We start from the raw sequence: 17,063 nt of genomic DNA on the forward strand, positions 1-17,063 counted from the left end.
AATGGCGGCCTCCCCCCGCTTCGGGCTACCATCGCCGACCCGTCGCCGCCGCAGGGAACACCCCTTGGTCCAGATCACCTCTCCCGCCTTCAAGCAGAACGTCGCGCGTGCGCTCGCCGATGCCGGCCTGCAGAAGGCGCTCGGCAAGGCCAAGGGCGCCTTCCTGCAGCGCCGTGCCGAGGCCGTCGCCCGCCTGCCGGAATTCGAGCAGCTCCGGAACATCGGCCGCGACATCAAGAACCACACCCTGGCGAATCTCGATTTCTACCTCGAGACCTTCGCCGCGAATGTCGAGCGCGCCGGCGGCACCGTGCACTGGTGCTCGACCGCGGAGGATGCGCGCGCCGCCGTGCTGGAGATCTGCCGCAAGGCGGGGGCGCGCACCGTCACCAAGGGCAAGTCGATGATCTCCGAGGAGATCGGGGTCAACGACCACCTGGAGAAGCACGGCATCACCCCGGTCGAGACCGACCTCGGCGAATACATCATCCAGCTCCGCAAGGAGCATCCCTCCCACATCATCGCCCCCGCCTTCCACCTGAACCGGGAGGATTGGGAGGCGGATTTCCGCCGCATGCACACCGACCTGCCGGCGGACCGCGTCTTCAACGAGCGGCGCGACATCCTGACCGAGGCGCGCACGCGGCTGCGCGACCGCTTCCTCGCTGCCGATGTCGGCATCACCGGCGCGAATTTCCTGATCGCGGAAACCGGGTCCTCGGTGATCGTCACCAACGAGGGCAACGGCGACCTGACGCAGACCCTGCCGCGCGTGCACATCGCGCTGGCGTCGATCGAGAAGGTGGTGCCGACTCTCGAGGATGCGACCTCGCTGCTGCGGCTGCTGGCGCGGTCGGCAACGGGGCAGGATTTCTCCGTCTACACGACCTTCAGCACCGGCGCGCGGCGGCCGGGCGACCTCGACGGGCCGGAGGAATACCACGTCGTCCTGCTCGACAACGGCCGGTCGAACATGATCGGGTCCGAGTTCCAGGAGATGCTGCGCTGCATCCGCTGCGCCGCCTGCATGAACCATTGCCCGGTCTATGGCGTGACCGGCGGGCATGCCTATGGCTGGGTGTATCCCGGGCCGATGGGTGCCGTGTTGACGCCGTCCCTGATCGGCGTCGACAAGGCCGGGCACCTGCCCAATGCCTCGACCTTCTGCGGCAAGTGCGAGAGCGTCTGCCCGGTGAAGATCCCGCTGCCGAACACGATGCGCCATTGGCGCGAGCGGGAGTTCGAGCGGCACCTGACGCCGGCGGCGATGCGCCGCGGCCTCGGGCTCTGGGCCTGGTTCGCGAAGCGGCCGGGGATGTATCGCATGGCCACGCGCGCGGCGATCGGCACGCTGTCGCTGCTGGCGCGTGGCAAGGGTGCGTTCCGTTCCCTGCCGCTGGCGGGCGGCTGGACCAAGGGCCGCGACCTGCCGGCGCCGGAACCGGGCGGCACCTTCATGGCGCGCTATGCCAAGATGCAGCGCGGAGGGTGAGGCGATGAGCAAGGACGCCATCCTCTCCGCCATCCGTCGCGGCCTGAAGCGCGGCCCGCTGCCCGCCGACCAGCGCGCCATGCTGGACGGGCGGCTCGCCACCCATCCGCGCCACCTGATCCCGGCGCGCTCGCGCGTGCCGCGGCCGGAGCAGGTCGCGCTGTTCGTCCGCAACGTGGAGAAGGAATTCGGCTCCGTCGCACGGGTGGCCGAAGCGAAGGACGTCCCCGGCGCGGTGGCGGACTACCTGGCGGCGCAGAACCTGGCGCCGCGCTTCGTGCTGGCGCCGCATCCGGACCTCGCCGCCCTGCCTTGGTCCGACCGGCCGATGCTGGAATTCGAGGCGCGGCGCGCGCAGGCGACGGACCTCGTCTCCGTCCAGCATGGCTACGCCGCCATCGCCGAGACCGGCACGCTGATGCTGCCCTCCGACCCCGCGCGGCCGACCACGCTGAACATCCTGGCGGAGACGGAGATCGTCGTGCTTCGCGCCTCCCGCATCGCCGGCGCCTACGAGGAAGCCTGGGACCTGCTGCGCGCCGAACGGCAGGACGCGACCACGGGCGGCTTCATGCCGCGCAACGTCATGCTGGTGACCGGCCCGTCGCGCAGCGCGGATATCGAGCAGACGCTCGAACTCGGCGCGCACGGGCCGCGGCGGCTGCACATCGTGCTGGTCGACGACGACCCGGCCGCGCTGCCGGCCTCCTGAACCATGTCCCGCCGTCGCCTCCGCGGCCTGTCGGAGGCCGACCGCGCGCTGTGGCGCGCCTATGCGGCCGAGATCGCGCCGCTGCCGGGGCGTGAATTGCCACCGGAGCCGGCCGCTACGCCGGTGCCGGTCGTCGCCGCGCCGGTCGTGCCGCCTGCCGCACCGCCGCGCGCGGTCTGGGCGCCGCCTGCCATCGCGGTGAATGCGCCGCCCTCGGGGCTGGACGACCGCCGGTGGCGCGACCTGCGGCGCGGCCGCATCAAGCCGGAGCGCACGCTCGACCTGCACGGTCGCCGCGCGCAGGAGGCGCACGCCGCCGTCCACGCCTTCCTGGCCGATGCCTATGCGGATGGGCTGCGCTGCGTCGCCGTGATCACCGGGCGAGGGTCCTCGGCCGAAGGCGGCGTGCTGCGGCGGGAATTGCCGCATTGGCTGAATGCGCCGGATCTGCGGCGCATCCTGCTCGGGGCGGCGCATCCGCACCGGGCGAACACCGGGGCGGTGCATCTTCTGTTGAGGCGGCAGCGGTGAGGCCGGCAGCAAGGTTGGGGGAGGGGAACCTCCCCCAAACCCCCTCCCTTCTTCGGTCACAAAGAAGGAGGGGGGGTTCGGGGGGAGTTCCCTCCCCCCGACCTTCCGCGCCATGACCCCCTTCGGTGCCCGTCTTCGCGAACTGCGCGCCCAACGTGGCGTGACCTTGAAGGAGCTCGCCGCAGCCTTGCAGGTATCCACCGCCTATCTCTCCGCGCTGGAACACGGCCGGCGCGGCCGCCCTTCCGCCGGCCTCGTCCACCAGGTGAACGAGTTCTTCGGCCTGATCTGGGATGATGCCGAGGAGCTCGCGCGCCTCGCGCGGCAATCACATCCGCGCGTCGTGCTCGACACCTCCGGTCTGGCGCCGGAGGTGACGGACCTCGCCAACCGCCTCGCGCGCGACATCCGCAGCCTCACGCCGGAAGCGGTGGCGAAGCTGACCGCCGTGCTCGACGGCCTGCCGAAGGCGAAGCGCTGATGCACGCGGTCTCGGCCGGGCTGCTGGCGGGCTTCGTCGGCTTCGCCTCCTCCTTCGCCGTGGTGTTGCAGGGGTTGCAGGCGGTGGGCGCGAGCCCGTCCCAGGCGGCTTCGGGGCTGATGGCGCTGGCGATCGCCATGGGGCTCTGCGGCATCGTGCTGTCGCTGCGGCTGCGTGAGCCCATCAGCGTCGCGTGGTCCACACCCGGCGCCGCACTGCTGGCGGCGACCGCCGCGCCGCCCGGCGGCTTTGCCGAGGCGGTCGGCGCCTTCCTGGTCTGCGGCGTCCTGCTGACGGCGGCGGGGCTGTGGAAGCCGCTCGGCCGGGCGGTCGCCGCGATCCCGGCCCCGCTCGCCAATGCCATGCTGGCGGGCATCCTGTTCACCCTCTGCCTCGCGCCGGTGCGCGCGGTGGCGGAGCAGCCGGTGGCGGGGCTCGCCATCGTGGTGACCTGGGCGGTGGTGGCGCGGATCAACCGGGTGCTGGCAGTGCCGGCAGCGGTGGTGGTGGCGGTCGCGGTGATCGCCGCCTCCGCGCCGCTGCCCACGACTGGCTGGCTGCCGCAGCCGGAGATCGTGGTGCCGGGCTTCTCCGTCACCGCGCTGACCGGCATCGCGCTGCCGCTCTTCATCGTGACCATGGCCTCGCAGAACATCCCGGGGCTCGCGGTGCTGTCGGCCAATGGCTACCGGCCGGAGGCGGGGCCGCTGTTCGCCACCACCGGGCTGTTCAGCGTGGCGGGGGCGCCGCTCGGCGGGCATGCGGTGAACCTTGCCGCGATCACCGCGGCGCTCTGCGCCGGGGAAGGCGCGGGGCCGGACCCGGCGCGGCGCTGGGTGGCGGCGGTGGTGGCCGGCGCGGTCTATGTCGTCTTCGGGTTGCTGGCTGGCGCCGTCACCGTCTTCGTCGCGGCGGCGCCGCCGGTGCTGATCCAGGCGGTGGCGGGGCTCGCGCTGCTCGGGCCCTTCGGTGGCGCGATGCTCGGCGCGGTCTACGCGCCCGACGGGCGGGAAGCGGCGCTGGTCTGCTTCGTGGTGACCGCTTCGGGTGTTGCCTTCCTCGGCATCGGCGGTGCTTTCTGGGGGTTGCTGGCCGGGGGAGCGGTGATGCTGCTGGCGCGGTGGCGGGCATGAGGGCGCCTTGGCTGCCCTGGGCGGCGATGGCGGGGATCCTTGCCGGGGTCGCGGCGATCCAGTTCGCCATCGGGCGGCTGCCGATCTGCGCCTGCGGCTATGTGAAGCTGTGGCACGGCGATGTCTGGTCCTCGGGCAATTCCCAGCATCTGACCGACTGGTACACGCTGTCGCACCTGGCGCACGGCTTCGTCTTCTACGCGGTGCTGCGCTGGCTGCGGCCGGGCTGGAGCGTCGCCTGGCGCGCCGTCGCCGCCCTGCTGGTCGAAGGCGCGTGGGAGGTGGCGGAGAATACCTCCCTCGTCATCGACCGGTATCGCGAGGTGACGGCCTCGCTCGACTACTACGGCGACAGCATCGTCAATTCCTTCGGCGACGGGGTCGCGATGCTGGCGGGCTTCTTCCTGGCGGCGCGGCTGCCGGTGGTGGCCTCGGTCGTCATCGTGGTCGCCATGGAAGGCCTGGCGGCCTGGATGATCCGCGACAACCTGGCGCTCAACGTGCTGATGCTGCTCTGGCCCATCGAGGCGGTGCGGGAATGGCAGATGAACGGCGTCCCGCCCGCCACCCGCCCCTGACGCCGGGCACGGGAAGGAGACGACCATGCTGCGCGTGTTCCTGACGCATACGCCGGAGATGTTCGAGGGCTACTACGGCACCCGGGCGCTCGCCGCCCTGCAGCAGCATGCGGAGGTGGTGCGCAACCCGGGCGGCACCGTGCTCTCCGGCGCCGCGCTGGCCGAGGCGGCGCAGGGCTGCCAGGCCATCGTCGCCGACCGCGCCACGCCCGGCACGGCGGAAACCTTCGCCGCCGCGCCGGACCTCGTCGCCTTCCTGCGCGTCGCGGTGGACATCAGCACCATCGACGTCGCGGCGGCGAGCGCCGCCGGCGTGCTCGTCACCCGCGCGACGCCGGGCTTCGTCGATGCCGTCACGGAACTGGCGCTCGGCTTCATGGTGGATCTGGCGCGTGGGGTCTCCGGCCATGTGCAGGCGTACCGGCGAGGCGAGGAACCGGCCGGGCGCATGGGGTTGCAGCTTTCCGCGGCGACGCTCGGCATCGTCGGCTACGGGCGCATCGGGCGGCGGCTGGCGGAGGTCGCGCTGGCCCTGGGGATGAGGGTGCTGGTGGCCGACCCGCACGCGGCGGCCGAGGACCCGCGCATCGCCATGGCGCCGATGGAGGAGGTGCTGGCGCAGTCCGACTTCGTGGTGTGCCTGGCGATCTCGGAGGCGTCGACGCGGGACCTGTTCGATGCCGCGGCCTTCGCCCGCATGAAGCGCGGGGCGCGCTTCATCAACCTCTCGCGCGGGGAGTTGGTCGATGAGCGCGCGCTGGAAGCCGCGCTGGACAGCGGCCACCTGTCCGGTGCCGCGATGGATGTCGGCCGCGCGGCGGACCAGCGGCCTTCGGCCTTCCTGGCGCGGCGGCGGGACGTGGTCGCCGCCCCGCATGTCGGGGGCATGACGCCGGAAGCTATGGAGCACCAGGCGATGGATACGGTGCGCCAGGTCGCGGCCCTGGCGCGGGGCGAGATGCCGGACAACACCGTGAACGCCGCCGCGGCGCACCGGCTCGCACGGATCGGGATGCGTCAGGCTCCGGCCCGATCAGGCGCGCCCGGCTGATCGGGGGTCTGCCCTACCCGGTCGCCAGGCCGGCGCGGCGCACCACGTCGCGCCAGCGGGTCGTCTCCGTCTCGATCGTCTCGGCCAGCACCGCCTGGCTGCTGGCCTCCACCGAGAACCCCGTCGCGGCGAGGCGCTGCGCCACCTCCGGCATGCGCAGCGCCGCGGTCACCTCGGCATGGACGCGCGTGAGCAGCCCGGGCGCCATGCCGCGCGGGGCGACGACGCTGTGCCAGGACCCCGAGACGAAATCCGGCACGCCTGCCTCGATCACCGTCGGCACCTCCGGCAGCAGGGGATGGCGTGTACGGCCGGAGACGGCGATCGCGCGCAGCCGCCCCGCCTGCACCTGCGGCACCACCGTCGCCATGTTCAGCAGCGCCAGTTGCAGCGTGCCGGAGACGAGGTCCGTGACCGCCGCGCCGCCGCCCGGGTAGGGCACATGCGTCATGTCCGTGCCGGTGCGCTGCTTGAACAGCTCCATGCCGAGATGCTCGGAGGATCCGATACCCGAACTGCCATATGAGGCACGGTCAGGATTGGCGCGCAGCCAGGCCAGCAGCTCGGCCAGGTTTGTCGCCGGCACGGAGGGGCTCACCACCAGCAGGTTGGAGGTGCTGATGGCGAGCGTGACCGGCGTGAAGTCCCGCGTCGGGTCGTAGCCGATGCGCGGCATGACCAGCGGGTTGATGGTCATGATGCCACTCGCCGCGACGAAGAGCGTGTGGCCGTCGGCCGGCTGGCGGGCGACATGCTGCGCGGCGACGGCGCCGTTCGCGCCGGTGCGGTTCTCCACCACGAAGGGCTGGCCCAGGCGGGCCTGCAAGTGCTGCGTCAGGGTGCGCGCCAGCAGGTCGGACGGCCCGCCGGGCACATAGGGCACGACGAGGCTGACCGGCCGGCTGGGCCAGCCATCCTGTGCGCGCGCTTGCGGCGCGATGCCCAGGGCGGCGGCGCAGAGCAGAAGCTGGCGGCGAAGCATGCGAAGTCTCCCGGTGTTCGCACCGGGGGCTAGCAAGTCATGTGCCGGGTCAGGGATTGGCTGTTCGGCGTCGGACCAGACCGCGGATGCGCTCCGCCACGGCAGGGACCGACCACAGCAACGCCACGAGCGTCAGCGCGGCCAGCACCGCGCAGATCGGCCGCGTGAAGAAGGGCAGGATGTCGCCATCCGAGATCACCAGGCCGCGCCGCAGTGACTTGTCCATCAGGTCGCCCAGCACCAGGCCCAGCACGAAGGGTGCGGCGTGGTATCCGTGGCGGCGGAGGTAGAAGATCGCGACACCAACGCCGAGCATGGTCCAGACATCGAAGAGTCGCTGCGCGATGGCGAAGGAGCCGACGGTGCAAAGCACGAAGACGATCGGCATGATGATGGTGCGCGGCACGGTCAGCACCTTGAGCAGCGGCCGCACCAGGAACAGGCCGAAGAACAGCATGGCGACGGTCGCATAGACGTTCATCGCCACCACGTCGTAGACGAATTGCGGATTCTCGATCATCAGCATCGGCCCGGGCCGGACGCCGTGGATGATCATCGCGGCGAGCAGCACCGCGGCGGGCGCGGATCCCGGGATGGCCAGAGCCAGGGCGGGGATGATGCCGCCCGGGATCGAGGCATTGTCGCCCGTCTCGGCGGCGATCAGGCCTTCGACGCTGCCCTTGCCGAACTTGTCCTTCTCCCGGGAGGCTCGCTTGGCGGCAGCGTAGGAGGACCAGGCGGCCATGTCCTCGCCGACGCCCGGCAGGATGCCGATGTAGACGCCGATGACGCCGGACCGAAGGATGGTCCGCCAGTATTTCACCACGTCGGAGGCGCGCGGCAGGATGCTGTCGACGGTGTGAACCTTGGGGCGGGAGAAGCGCTCGCTCATCACCGTGAGCACCTCGGCCGCGCCGAAGGCGCCGACCAGCGTCGGGATCAGCGAGAAGCCTCCGGCGAGGTCCGTATTGCCGTAGGCGAAGCGCTCATGGGCGTGGATGCCGTCCTGCCCGATCTGGGAGACGAAGAGGCCGAGGATCCCCATGATCCAGCCCTTCAGCGGGTCGGTGCCGGTGATCGAGCCCGACATCATGACGCCGAAGAGGCAGAGCCAGAAGAACTCGTAGGACTGGAACGTCAGCGCGATCTCGCCGAGTGCTGGTGTCAGGATGGCGAGGCAGACGATGCCGAACAGGCTGCCGACGACGGAGCCGGTGGTGGCGACGCCCATCGCCCGCCCCGCCTGGCCCTGCCGTGCGAGTTGATAGCCATCGAGGCAGGCGGCCGCGTTCGCCGCGGTTCCGGGGATGTTCAGCAGGATGGCGCTGCGGCTGCCGCCGTAGATGGTGCCGACATAGGCACAGATCAGAATCAGGATCGCATCATTCGGCGGCAGCTTGATGGTCAGCGTGGTCAGCAGCGAGATGGCGAGCGTCGCCGAGAGCCCAGGCATGCAGCCGATCAGGATGCCGAGCAGTGTCGCGCCGAAAGTGTAGGTCAGGTGCCGTGGCTGCAGGAAGCCGGCAAGCGATCCGCCCAGGAGTTCGAGCCCTTCGAACATCGCGTCAGGGCAGCCGCACCAGGAACACCTCCTGGAATACCAGGGTGATGAAGGCGGCGGCGCAGCCCGCGATCAGTGCCGCCTGCGCGGCGCCACGCGCGATCGTGCCCGCTGCGCGCCGCTCCGGCCATTCGAACAGCACAATCGCGAGAAGGAGGAAGACGAAGGCCGCCGCCCAGAAGGGCAGCCCGCTGCCGACCAGCCCGCCTGCGAAGCCGAGGCAGAGCAGCAGCGCGAGCCCGACGCGCCAGGGTTCCGACGCGCCGTGCGGGGCCTCCGGCGGAGGTTCGTCGAGGCCGAGCAGGTCCTGCTCGACCGGCATCTCGACCGGCGGAGCGCGCCGTGCCGCCAGCACGATACCGAAGGCGACAAGCACCACGCCAAGCAGCCCGGGCACCAGCCCCGGCGCGGTGACGGGGTTGATGTGCTGCTGCTCGAGCCGGTCCATCCGCCAGGATTCGACGACGATGGCGGCCCCGAGCAGCGCCCAGGCCAGACCGAAGACACGGTCGGCGCGGAAGCTCAAAGCCGCTGGATTCCGAGCGTATCCGGCGAGACGCGCCCGGCGCCGGCATCGAAGTAGAGCCAGGCCGTCTGGCGCACCATCACCCAGGCCGCGTCGTGCGCCGCCTGGCCGTGCAGCGGCGCGAAGACAGCGGCGCGGCTGTCAGCGTAGTCCTTCAGGCGTTGGCTGTTCTTCACCCGCGTTTCCCAGACCTGCGACATGGCCTGGATGACCGGATCCGGCACGCCTTTCGGCGCCCAGATGCCGAAATAGTTGAGCGGCGTCGGGATGTTCGGCAGCCAGCGCTTGATCGAGGGAATCTCCCCGAACCCTTGCAGGGTGATCGGCGTGTCCGCCTGCACCGCGAGCGGGATCAGGCGGCGGCCGCGGATCATCTCCGCCATCTCGACGAGGAGCTGCGCGACGACCGGCGTCTCGCCGGCGACGGTGGCCAGCACGGCGGGGTTGCCGCCATCATAGGGCGCGTTGCGGTAGTTCACGTTTGGCGAGGCGGCGCGGATCGCCTCCATCATGTTGCGCCCGGCCGAGGACTGGCCCGCCGTGGCGACCGCAATGTCGCGGCGGGTCTGCATCGCCTGCAGCAACTGGCCGAAATCGCGGTAGCCCGAGCCCGGGTTGGCCGCAATCGTGTTGACGTTGGCGACGGTGAAGAACAGGTGCCAGTCCGCCAGCATGGTATCGAGCAGGCCGAGCACCTTGTAGCAGCCGACATCCACCGCGGCGCCTGCGGTCCAGGTGTAGCCGTCCTTGGCTGCCTGCATCGCGTTGCGCGTGCCGATCGAGCCCGAGGCGCCGGGCTGGTTGACCACGACGAAACGCTGGCCGAAGGCCTCCTCCAATTCTGTCGCGACGATGCGCGCCATCTGGTCGGTCGAGCCGCCGGCGGCCCAGGGGACGATGATCGTCACCGGACGCTCGGGGCGCCAGGCCCCTTGCGCGCGCAGCGTGGCAGGGGCGGCGAGCCCGGCGGCGGTGGCGGCGAGCAGGTGCCTGCGCAGCATGTCTTCGACCCTTTCCTCGTTCCCGCGCCGCGTTGGTCGCGGCGTCATGGTGCGGTAACCCGACGGTTACCGAGGATGGTGCTTCGGTCTTTCCGGCGGCGTCAAGCGAGGCGGCCGCCTCAGCCGAATTCCGGCCCTGCCACGGCGGCGAGCAGGGCGGCATCGCCAGGCGTGTCGGCGCCGAGCGCCATGCGCGTGAAGGGCCGCTGCATCGTCGCGCCATGCACCGTCAGCCAGGCGGTGAGGCCGGGGCGGGCGTCGCAGAGGTCGAGCACCGGCGTCCCGGGCAGCGCGGCGCGCGCGGCGGCGATCAGTGCGCGCGCGGTGGCATCGTCCGGCGCCACCACGGGCCCGATCTGCGGGCCGTGCGCCCCGTCGCGGGCGAGGACGAAGCCCGCGCCATCCGCCGCGACGAAGGCGGCCTGCGGCAGGCGGGCGGCGAAGTCGCGCAGCAGGGCCTCGCGTGGCGCGCCGAAGGCGGCAGCGTCCATGGCGAGAAGGGCAGGCCAGTCGGAGGCCGCGAGCGGACGCGCGCCGGGTCCCGCCGGCAGCGGCGCCGGCAAGGACCAGCGCGCGAAGCCCCAGAGATCGCGGAAGCCGAGGCGGCGATAGACCTCCCGCCCCGCCGGCGTGGCGTCCAGCGCGGCGCAGCGCGTGCCGTGCAGGGTCTCGACGGCCCAGCGCATCAGCGCGGTGGCGAGGCCGCGCCGGCGCATGTCCGGCCGCACCAGCACCATGGAGATCCAGGCGAGGTCCGCCCCGTAGCGGATAAAGGCGGCGGTGGCGGCCAGCGCCTCCCGCCCGTCATCCACGGCGCGGCCTTCGCCGCCGTGCAGGAACAGCGCCCAGTCGCGCGGCAGCTGGTTCCAGCCGATGAGGCAGGAGAGCGCGGCGGCGCGCGGCAGGTCGTCGGCGGTGAGCGGTCGCGGGTCCACGCGCGATGCGACGTCGGCCGCGCGTTGCCGTCAAGCGCTTGACGCGCGCGGCGCGAGCACGCCCACTCGGGCGCATGAAGGATGCGACCCCCCGCCTGCTGCTGCTCGGCTGCGGCGCCTTCGGGCGCGTGCACCTGGCGGCGCTGCGGCGGCTGGGCGCCACGGCGACGGTGTTCGACCCGGATCGCGGCGCGGCCGAGGCGACGGGGCTGCCGGTGGCAGAGAGCTTCGAGTCCGGGCTCGCCGCCTGCGATGCGGCCATCGTCGCGACGCCGGTTCCGACGCATGTGGCGCTCGCGACCGCGGTGCTGCGGGCGGGGCGCGACCTGTTCCTCGAGAAGCCGGCAACCGAGACGGCCGCAGAGGCCGCCGCCCTGGCCGCGCTGGCCGAGGAGCGGGGCCGCATCGCGCAGGTCGGGCTCAATTTCCGGTTCCATCCCAAGGGAATGGCACTGAGGCGCATGGTGGCGCAGGGTGCCTTCGGACGGCTGCACTACCTCGCCGCACGGTTCTCCGGCCTGAAGCGCGCGCGCGGAGATTCCGGCGCGCTGCTGAACGATGCGGTGCATTTCGCCGACCTGCTGCCCTGGATCGCGGGGGAAGCGCCGGCGCGCGTCTTCGCGACGCTGGCGGACCCTTTGGGGCGTGGGCGAGAGGATCTGGCGGTGATCCAGATGATGTTCCCCTCCGGCCTCGCGGCGCTGATCGAGGCCGGCTGCGTGCTGCCCGGACGCTGGCCGGACGCCGTGGTGCCGGGGGCGGAGACGCGCAAGGAAGTGGTCGTTGCCGGCCACGACGCCCTGGCCGAGGTGGATTTCGCCGCCGAGACCTTCGCCCTGCGCCGCGGTGCGCATGCCCCTGCCGCGCAGGGTGCCTGGCTGCCGCGGCACGGTCCGCGCGAGGACCGCGGCCTTCCCGCCGCCGATCCGGTCGAGGTCGTCGCCGCGGAACTCGCCGCCTTCATCGACGCCGTCGCCACACGCCGGCAGCCGGAGGCCGGGCTGCGCGCCGGTGCCCTCGCACCCGCGCGTGTCCTTGACGCCGCGCGGCGATCCGCGCGGGAAGGCCGCGTCGTCGATCTGGAGGACATCGCCTGATGCGCATCAGCCTGTGCAACGAGGTCGTCCGCGACCTCGATTTCCCCGCGCAATGCGCGCTGGCGGCGGGGCTCGGCTATGACGGGCTGGAGGTCGCGCCCTTCACGCTGGATGCGGAGGCGCCGCATCTGCTGCCGGCCTCGCGCCGCGCGGAGCTGCGGCGTGCGGCGGCGGAGGCCGGGACCACCATCACCTCCTTGCACTGGCTGCTGGTGGCCCCCGCGGGGCTGTCCATCACCACGGCGGAGCCCGCGATCCGGGCGCGCACGCTGGACGTGATGGAACGGCTGGTGGCGCTGACGGCGGATCTCGGCGGGGCGCTGCTGGTGCACGGCTCGCCCGGCCAGCGACGCGTCGAGACGGACGGCGACGCGGCGCGCGCCGAGGAAGCGATGGCGCGCGCCGGCGAATGGGCGGCGCAGCACGGCGTCACCTACTGCCTGGAACCGCTCGATCCCGGCCAGACCAATTGGGTCACCAATGTCGCCGAAGCGGCGGCGATCGTGCGGCGCATCGGCAATCCGGCGCTGCGGACGATGCTGGATGTGTGCTCGGCGGGGAACGGGGAGAGCGAGGCAGTGCCAGCGCTGCTGGAACGCTTCATTCCCACCGGCGATGTCGCGCATGTCCACCTGAACGACCGCAACCGGCGCGGGCCGGGCCAGGGCAAGGACCGCTTCGGGCCGGTGCTCTCGACGCTGCGGCGCGTCGGCTATGGCGGGTTCTGTGCGGTGGAACCGTTCGACTACGTCCCCGACGGCCCGACCAGCGCGGCGCGCGCCATCGGCTACCTCCGCGGGCTAGAGGAGATGATGGCATGACGGCCCCGCGCTTCCGCCTGCTGGAGACGCAGCGTTTCGAATGGCCCTTCCGGCTGCGCATGCCCTTCCGCTTCGGCGTCATCACGGTGACGCATGGGAGGCAGGCGGTGATCCGCGCGCGCATCGCGCTGGAGGACGGCAGCGAGGCCTGGGGCGTGGCGGCGGAGACGCTGGCCGCGAAGTGGTTCGACAAGGACCCGCGCTGGACCGATGCGCAGAACGAGGACCAGTTGCGCCGCGCGCTGGAGATCGCCTGCGACGCGACGCGCGCGGCGGGGGTGAACACCGCCTTCGGGCACTACGCGGATGCCTATGCCTCCCATGTCGCCGCCTGCGCGGCGGAGGGGCTGAACCCGCTCGTCGCCGCCTATGGCCGTGCGCTGCTGGATCGGGCGATGCTGGATGCGCTGCTGAAGGCGAAGGGGCTGTCCTTCGCCGCCGGTATGCGCGCCAATCTCGGCGGCATGGCGGCGCATGCGGCGGTGCCGGACCTCGCGGGCCATGACTTCGGCGCGATGCTGGCGTCGCTGACGCCGTCGCGGCGGATGCATGCGCGGCATACGGTCGGGCTGGTGGACCCGATCACCGCCACGGACCAGGCGGAACGCGTCGATGACGGCCTGCCCGAGACGGTGGAGGAGGTCGCCGCCACCTACCGCCACACCTGGTGGAAGCTGAAGGTCGGCGGGAATGTCGCGGCGGATGTGGACCGCCTGTGCCGCATCGCCTCGGTGCTGGACCGGCTGCACGGCTATCATGTCTCGCTCGACGGCAATGAGCAGTATGAGGATGCGGAGGGCGTGCTCGCGCTGTGGCGTGCCATGCAGGCGGAACCGAGGCTTGCGCGGCTGAATGCCTCGATCGCCTTCATCGAGCAGCCGGTGAAGCGGGCGCGCGCGCTGGATGGCGCGATGGGCGCGCTGGCGGCCGAGCGCCCGGTGATCGTGGACGAGAGCGACGGGCCGCTCGATGCCTTCGTGCAGGCGAAGGCGCTCGGCTACACGGGAATTTCGTCGAAGGCGTGCAAGGGGGTGTGGCGGTCGCTGATCAACCTGGCGCGCTGCCGGGCGTGGAACGCCGCGGAGCCGGAGCCGCGCTATTTCATGAGTGCCGAGGACCTGACGACGCTGGCCGGTGTCTGCGTCCAGCAGGATCTGGCGCTGGTGAGCGCGATGGGCCTCGTGCATGTCGAGCGCAACGGCCATCATTTCGTCGACGGCTTTTCGGGCCGCCCCAAGGCGGAAGCAGTCCGCTTCATGGAGGCGCATCCGGACCTCTATGCCGACACGCCGCGCGGCCCGCGCCTTTCGATCCGCGAGGGCATGCTGGACCTGGCCTCGGTGGTGGACGCCGTCGGCCTCGGCGCTGCCATCGAACCCGACGTGGCGGCGATGCAGCCCATGCCGGCGTCCGCCTGGCCCCCTCGATGACAAGGTTCCAAAGAAGGGAGGGGGGTGCGGGGGAGGTTCTCCTCCCCCGCCCTTCCGCGTAAAACTGCGGCGTGACAGCCAAAGCCCCCTTCTGGCGCGAAAAGACCCTCGACGAGATGACCCGCGCCGAGTGGGAGTCCTTGTGCGACGGCTGCGGCCGTTGCTGCCTGCACAAGCTGCGCGACGAGGACACCGATCGCATCGCCTACACCAATGTCGCCTGCCGACTGCTGGATGGCGACACCTGTCGTTGCAAGGATTATGCGAACCGCAAGAAGCGTGTGCCGGATTGCGTGCGGCTGACGCCGAAGCGGCTCGCGAAGATCGACTGGCTGCCGCCGACCTGCGCCTATCGCCTGGTGGCCGAGGGGAAGGACCTGCCCTGGTGGCATCCCCTGGTTTCCGGCAGCGCCGAGACGGTGCATGAAGCGGGCGTCTCGGTCCGCGGCCGCACGGTGGCGGAACGCGCGGCCGGCGATTTCGAAGACCATGTCGTGTCCTGGCCCGGCAAATGGCCGGCGAAGGCACGGATGCCCCCAGTTGTGAAGGACCGGAGGAGACCCGGATGAAGAACGCGATCTATGGCGGCGTGAATGCCGCCGTGCTGACGGCGATGGGGCCCGACCTCTCGCCGGACCTCGACCGTATGGCGGCGCATGCGAAGTGGCTGCTGGCGAATGGCTGCAACGGGCTCGGCGTGCTCGGCACGACCGGGGAGGCCAATTCCTTCGGCCTGCATGAGCGCAAGCAGATCCTGGAAGGGCTGATCACGCGCGGTATCCCGGCGGCGCGGATGATGCCCGGCACGGGCTGCGCCAGCCTGACGGATTCCGTGGAACTGACGAAGCACGCCCGCGATGCCGGCTGCCCCGGCGTGCTGATGCTGCCGCCCTTCTACTACAAGGGGCCGAGCGATGATGGGCTGTTCGCCTACTTCTCCGAAGTGGTGAACCGCGTCGGCGGCGGGGTGAAGATCTATCTCTACCACTTCCCGCAGCAATCGGCGGTGCCCTTCTCGCTCGACCTGATCGGGCGGCTGATCAAGGCCTTCCCGGGCACGATCAAGGGCGTGAAGGATTCCTCCGGCGACTACGCCAACATGCAGGCGATGGTGCGCGAATTCGCCAAGGAGGGGTTCGAGGTCTATTCGGGCAGCGACGAATTCCTGCAGCAGATCCTCGCCGAGGGCGGCGCCGGCTGCATCACCGCGGCGTCGAACGCCAACAGCCACTGGGGCGGCATCGTCTATGCGAAGCGCAGCGGGCCGGAGGCGGATGCCGCGCAGGCGACGCTGACCGCGACGCGCCGCGCGGCGACCTCCGTGCCGCTGATCCCGGGCCTGCGGGAGATCATCGCGCGCAGCACCGGCGATGCCGGCTGGCGCGTGATCCGCCCGCCGCACCTGCCGCTGTCGGCCGAGCAGGCCGAGAAGGTCTGGGCCGCCTGGGGTGCCGCCGGTGCACTTCCGCTGCCGGGCCTGGCGCCGGCGAAGGCGGCCGAGTGATGAACGAGCCCCTTCGCTGCCGCCCGCCGGCGATCGCCACCCTGCAGGTCGATGACGCCAATGTCCGCGTGACGCGTTGGGACTTCCCGCCGGGCTCCGAAACCGGCTGGCACCGGCATGGCATGGCCTATGTCGTCGTGCCGGTTTCCGACGGGAAGATGCTGCTGGAACTGCCCGGCGGACAGACGGCGACGAACGACCTCAAGGCCGGCGTCGCCTATTCCCGTCCGGCGGGGGTGGAACACAATGTCGTCAATGCCGGCGACACCGCCTTCGCCTTCGTCGAGACGGAGCTCAAGCACCTGATCGGGTGACGCTTCGCCCGGGCAGCGTCACCAGCGCCAGCCCGGCGAAGACCAGCATCGCGGCCGGGACCGTCAGCGGGCCCGGCCGTTCCCCGAACAGCAGCCATCCCCAGGCCATCCCCGTCAGGGTGATGATGTAGCCGGTCTGGGAGGTGACGACGCCGCCATAGGTGACGATCGAGCGGAACCAGAGCAGGAAGGCGCTCGCCATCACGATGATCTGCAAGGCCGACACCGGCACGCCTTCGAGGGGCGGCAGGCGGAACTGCCCGAACAGCATCGCGAAGACCGCCACCTGCACCGCGCCGATCGCCAGCGTGCCCGTCGCCAGCGCCAGCGGCGGCGTGCCCTGTGGCGCGAGCCGTGCCGCGAACAGGTTCGACGCCGCGTAGCAGACCGGCGTCAGCGCGGCGATCGTTGCCCAGGACAGCACGGAACGATCCGGCAGCGCCGCGCCGGGGCTCATGGCCAGCAGCACGCCGGCGAGACCGAGCACGGTGCCCAGCACGCGCCGCGGCGTCGCGCGTTCGGCCCCGATCAGTGCGGCACCCAGCACCGTCAGCATCGGCGAGAGCGGTACCAGCATGGCGAAGAAGCCCGCCGGCACGTGCTGCAGGCTGGTGAAGCCCACCAGGTTCGCCAGCGCCATGCCGAAGAGGCCCGACACGGCATAGTAGCGCAGGTGGCGTGCATCCACCGGGATAGCGATGCCGCGCAGCCGGCACAGGCCAAGCAGGATCGCCGAACTGCCCGTTGCACCGAACACCGCGATCATCAGCGGCGGCCAGCCGAGCCCACCCAGGTGCTTCACGAAGACCGGCGTCACGCCCCACAGCGTGCCGAGCAGGAACAGCGGCGGCAGCATGCGGAGCGCGTCGTGCATGGGTCACACTCGCTGTGCGGCACCCGTCGCTGTCAAGCGG

General features: G+C 71.5%; 19 protein-coding genes. 13 read left to right on the top strand and 6 right to left on the bottom strand.

Going from position 1 to position 17,063, the window contains the following annotated elements; translation table 11 throughout:
* The first annotated feature begins 64 nt into the window (after positions 1-64).
* The 7 genes from GXW74_RS12215 (at position 65) to GXW74_RS12245 (ending at position 5,978) form a co-directional block, all read left to right on the top strand.
* Positions 65-1,492: a LutB/LldF family L-lactate oxidation iron-sulfur protein gene (locus tag GXW74_RS12215; RefSeq protein WP_246523255.1), complete on the top strand. Its 1,428-nt coding sequence runs from the start codon at positions 65-67 to the stop codon at positions 1,490-1,492.
* A gap of 4 nt (positions 1,493-1,496) precedes the next feature.
* Positions 1,497-2,204 carry a LutC/YkgG family protein gene (locus tag GXW74_RS12220; RefSeq protein WP_211846786.1) on the top strand — a complete coding sequence of 236 codons (708 nt, stop codon included), beginning with the start codon at positions 1,497-1,499 and terminating at the stop codon, positions 2,202-2,204.
* 3 nt (positions 2,205-2,207) lie between these two features.
* Entirely contained in the window at positions 2,208-2,735 is a 528-nt protein-coding gene (locus GXW74_RS12225; protein ID WP_211846787.1) for a Smr/MutS family protein, read from the top strand.
* 112 nt (positions 2,736-2,847) lie between these two features.
* On the top strand, positions 2,848-3,216 hold the full coding sequence (locus GXW74_RS12230; protein WP_211846788.1) for a helix-turn-helix domain-containing protein: 369 nt from the start codon (positions 2,848-2,850) through the stop codon (positions 3,214-3,216).
* Positions 3,216-4,349, top strand: a complete 1,134-nt coding sequence (locus GXW74_RS12235; protein ID WP_211846789.1) for a benzoate/H(+) symporter BenE family transporter — start codon at positions 3,216-3,218, stop codon at positions 4,347-4,349. Before GXW74_RS12230 ends, GXW74_RS12235 begins: the two co-directional genes overlap by 1 nt.
* Positions 4,346-4,927: a DUF2585 family protein gene (locus GXW74_RS12240; protein ID WP_211846790.1), complete on the top strand. Its 582-nt coding sequence runs from the start codon at positions 4,346-4,348 to the stop codon at positions 4,925-4,927. Before GXW74_RS12235 ends, GXW74_RS12240 begins: the two co-directional genes overlap by 4 nt.
* Positions 4,928-4,952: 25 nt before the next feature.
* Entirely contained in the window at positions 4,953-5,978 is a 1,026-nt protein-coding gene (locus GXW74_RS12245; protein ID WP_211846791.1) for an NAD(P)-dependent oxidoreductase, read from the top strand.
* Between the two features lie 13 nt (positions 5,979-5,991).
* Here the strand turns inward: GXW74_RS12245 and GXW74_RS12250 are convergent, their stop codons facing one another.
* The 5 genes from GXW74_RS12250 to GXW74_RS12270 form a co-directional block, all read right to left on the bottom strand.
* Positions 5,992-6,960, bottom strand: coding sequence for a Bug family tripartite tricarboxylate transporter substrate binding protein (locus tag GXW74_RS12250; RefSeq protein WP_211846792.1), 969 nt, complete (start codon positions 6,958-6,960; stop codon positions 5,992-5,994).
* Between the two features lie 49 nt (positions 6,961-7,009).
* Positions 7,010-8,521: a tripartite tricarboxylate transporter permease gene (locus tag GXW74_RS12255; protein ID WP_211846793.1), complete on the bottom strand. Its 1,512-nt coding sequence runs from the start codon at positions 8,519-8,521 to the stop codon at positions 7,010-7,012.
* Between the two features lie 4 nt (positions 8,522-8,525).
* Positions 8,526-9,047, bottom strand: coding sequence for a tripartite tricarboxylate transporter TctB family protein (locus tag GXW74_RS12260; RefSeq protein WP_211846794.1), 522 nt, complete (start codon positions 9,045-9,047; stop codon positions 8,526-8,528).
* Positions 9,044-10,048, bottom strand: a complete 1,005-nt coding sequence (locus tag GXW74_RS12265; RefSeq protein WP_211846795.1) for a tripartite tricarboxylate transporter substrate binding protein — start codon at positions 10,046-10,048, stop codon at positions 9,044-9,046. The genes GXW74_RS12260 and GXW74_RS12265 overlap by 4 nt, the downstream gene beginning before the upstream one ends.
* 119 nt (positions 10,049-10,167) lie before the next feature.
* The gene (locus GXW74_RS12270; RefSeq protein ID WP_211846796.1) at positions 10,168-10,983 is read right to left on the bottom strand and encodes a GNAT family N-acetyltransferase; all 816 of its coding nucleotides are present in this window, start codon (positions 10,981-10,983) and stop codon (positions 10,168-10,170) included.
* Positions 10,984-11,057: 74 nt separating this feature from the next.
* Between GXW74_RS12270 and GXW74_RS12275 the strand changes: the two genes are divergently transcribed.
* The 6 genes from GXW74_RS12275 (at position 11,058) to GXW74_RS12300 (ending at position 16,149) form a co-directional block, all read left to right on the top strand.
* On the top strand, positions 11,058-12,080 hold the full coding sequence (locus GXW74_RS12275) for a Gfo/Idh/MocA family protein (protein ID WP_211846797.1): 1,023 nt from the start codon (positions 11,058-11,060) through the stop codon (positions 12,078-12,080).
* Complete coding sequence (locus tag GXW74_RS12280) at positions 12,080-12,901, top strand: sugar phosphate isomerase/epimerase family protein (RefSeq protein ID WP_211846798.1); 822 nt, start codon at positions 12,080-12,082, stop codon at positions 12,899-12,901. Before GXW74_RS12275 ends, GXW74_RS12280 begins: the two co-directional genes overlap by 1 nt.
* Positions 12,898-14,331, top strand: coding sequence for an enolase-like domain-containing protein (locus GXW74_RS12285; RefSeq protein ID WP_211846799.1), 1,434 nt, complete (start codon positions 12,898-12,900; stop codon positions 14,329-14,331). Before GXW74_RS12280 ends, GXW74_RS12285 begins: the two co-directional genes overlap by 4 nt.
* A gap of 71 nt (positions 14,332-14,402) precedes the next feature.
* Positions 14,403-14,900: a YcgN family cysteine cluster protein gene (locus tag GXW74_RS12290; RefSeq protein WP_211846800.1), complete on the top strand. Its 498-nt coding sequence runs from the start codon at positions 14,403-14,405 to the stop codon at positions 14,898-14,900.
* Positions 14,897-15,835: a dihydrodipicolinate synthase family protein gene (locus GXW74_RS12295; RefSeq protein ID WP_211846801.1), complete on the top strand. Its 939-nt coding sequence runs from the start codon at positions 14,897-14,899 to the stop codon at positions 15,833-15,835. The genes GXW74_RS12290 and GXW74_RS12295 overlap by 4 nt, the downstream gene beginning before the upstream one ends.
* A complete protein-coding gene (locus tag GXW74_RS12300) occupies positions 15,835-16,149 on the top strand; it encodes a cupin domain-containing protein (protein WP_211846802.1) in 315 nt (104 codons plus the stop codon). The genes GXW74_RS12295 and GXW74_RS12300 overlap by 1 nt, the downstream gene beginning before the upstream one ends.
* Here GXW74_RS12300 and GXW74_RS12305 read toward each other — a convergent pair.
* Positions 16,130-17,023, bottom strand: a complete 894-nt coding sequence (locus GXW74_RS12305; protein WP_211846803.1) for a DMT family transporter — start codon at positions 17,021-17,023, stop codon at positions 16,130-16,132. The genes GXW74_RS12300 and GXW74_RS12305 overlap by 20 nt on opposite strands.
* Positions 17,024-17,063: the final 40 nt, after the last annotated feature.

Origin of the sequence: Neoroseomonas eburnea, from assembly GCF_018129005.1 — a bacterium.
GTDB lineage: Bacteria > Pseudomonadota > Alphaproteobacteria > Acetobacterales > Acetobacteraceae > Neoroseomonas > Neoroseomonas eburnea.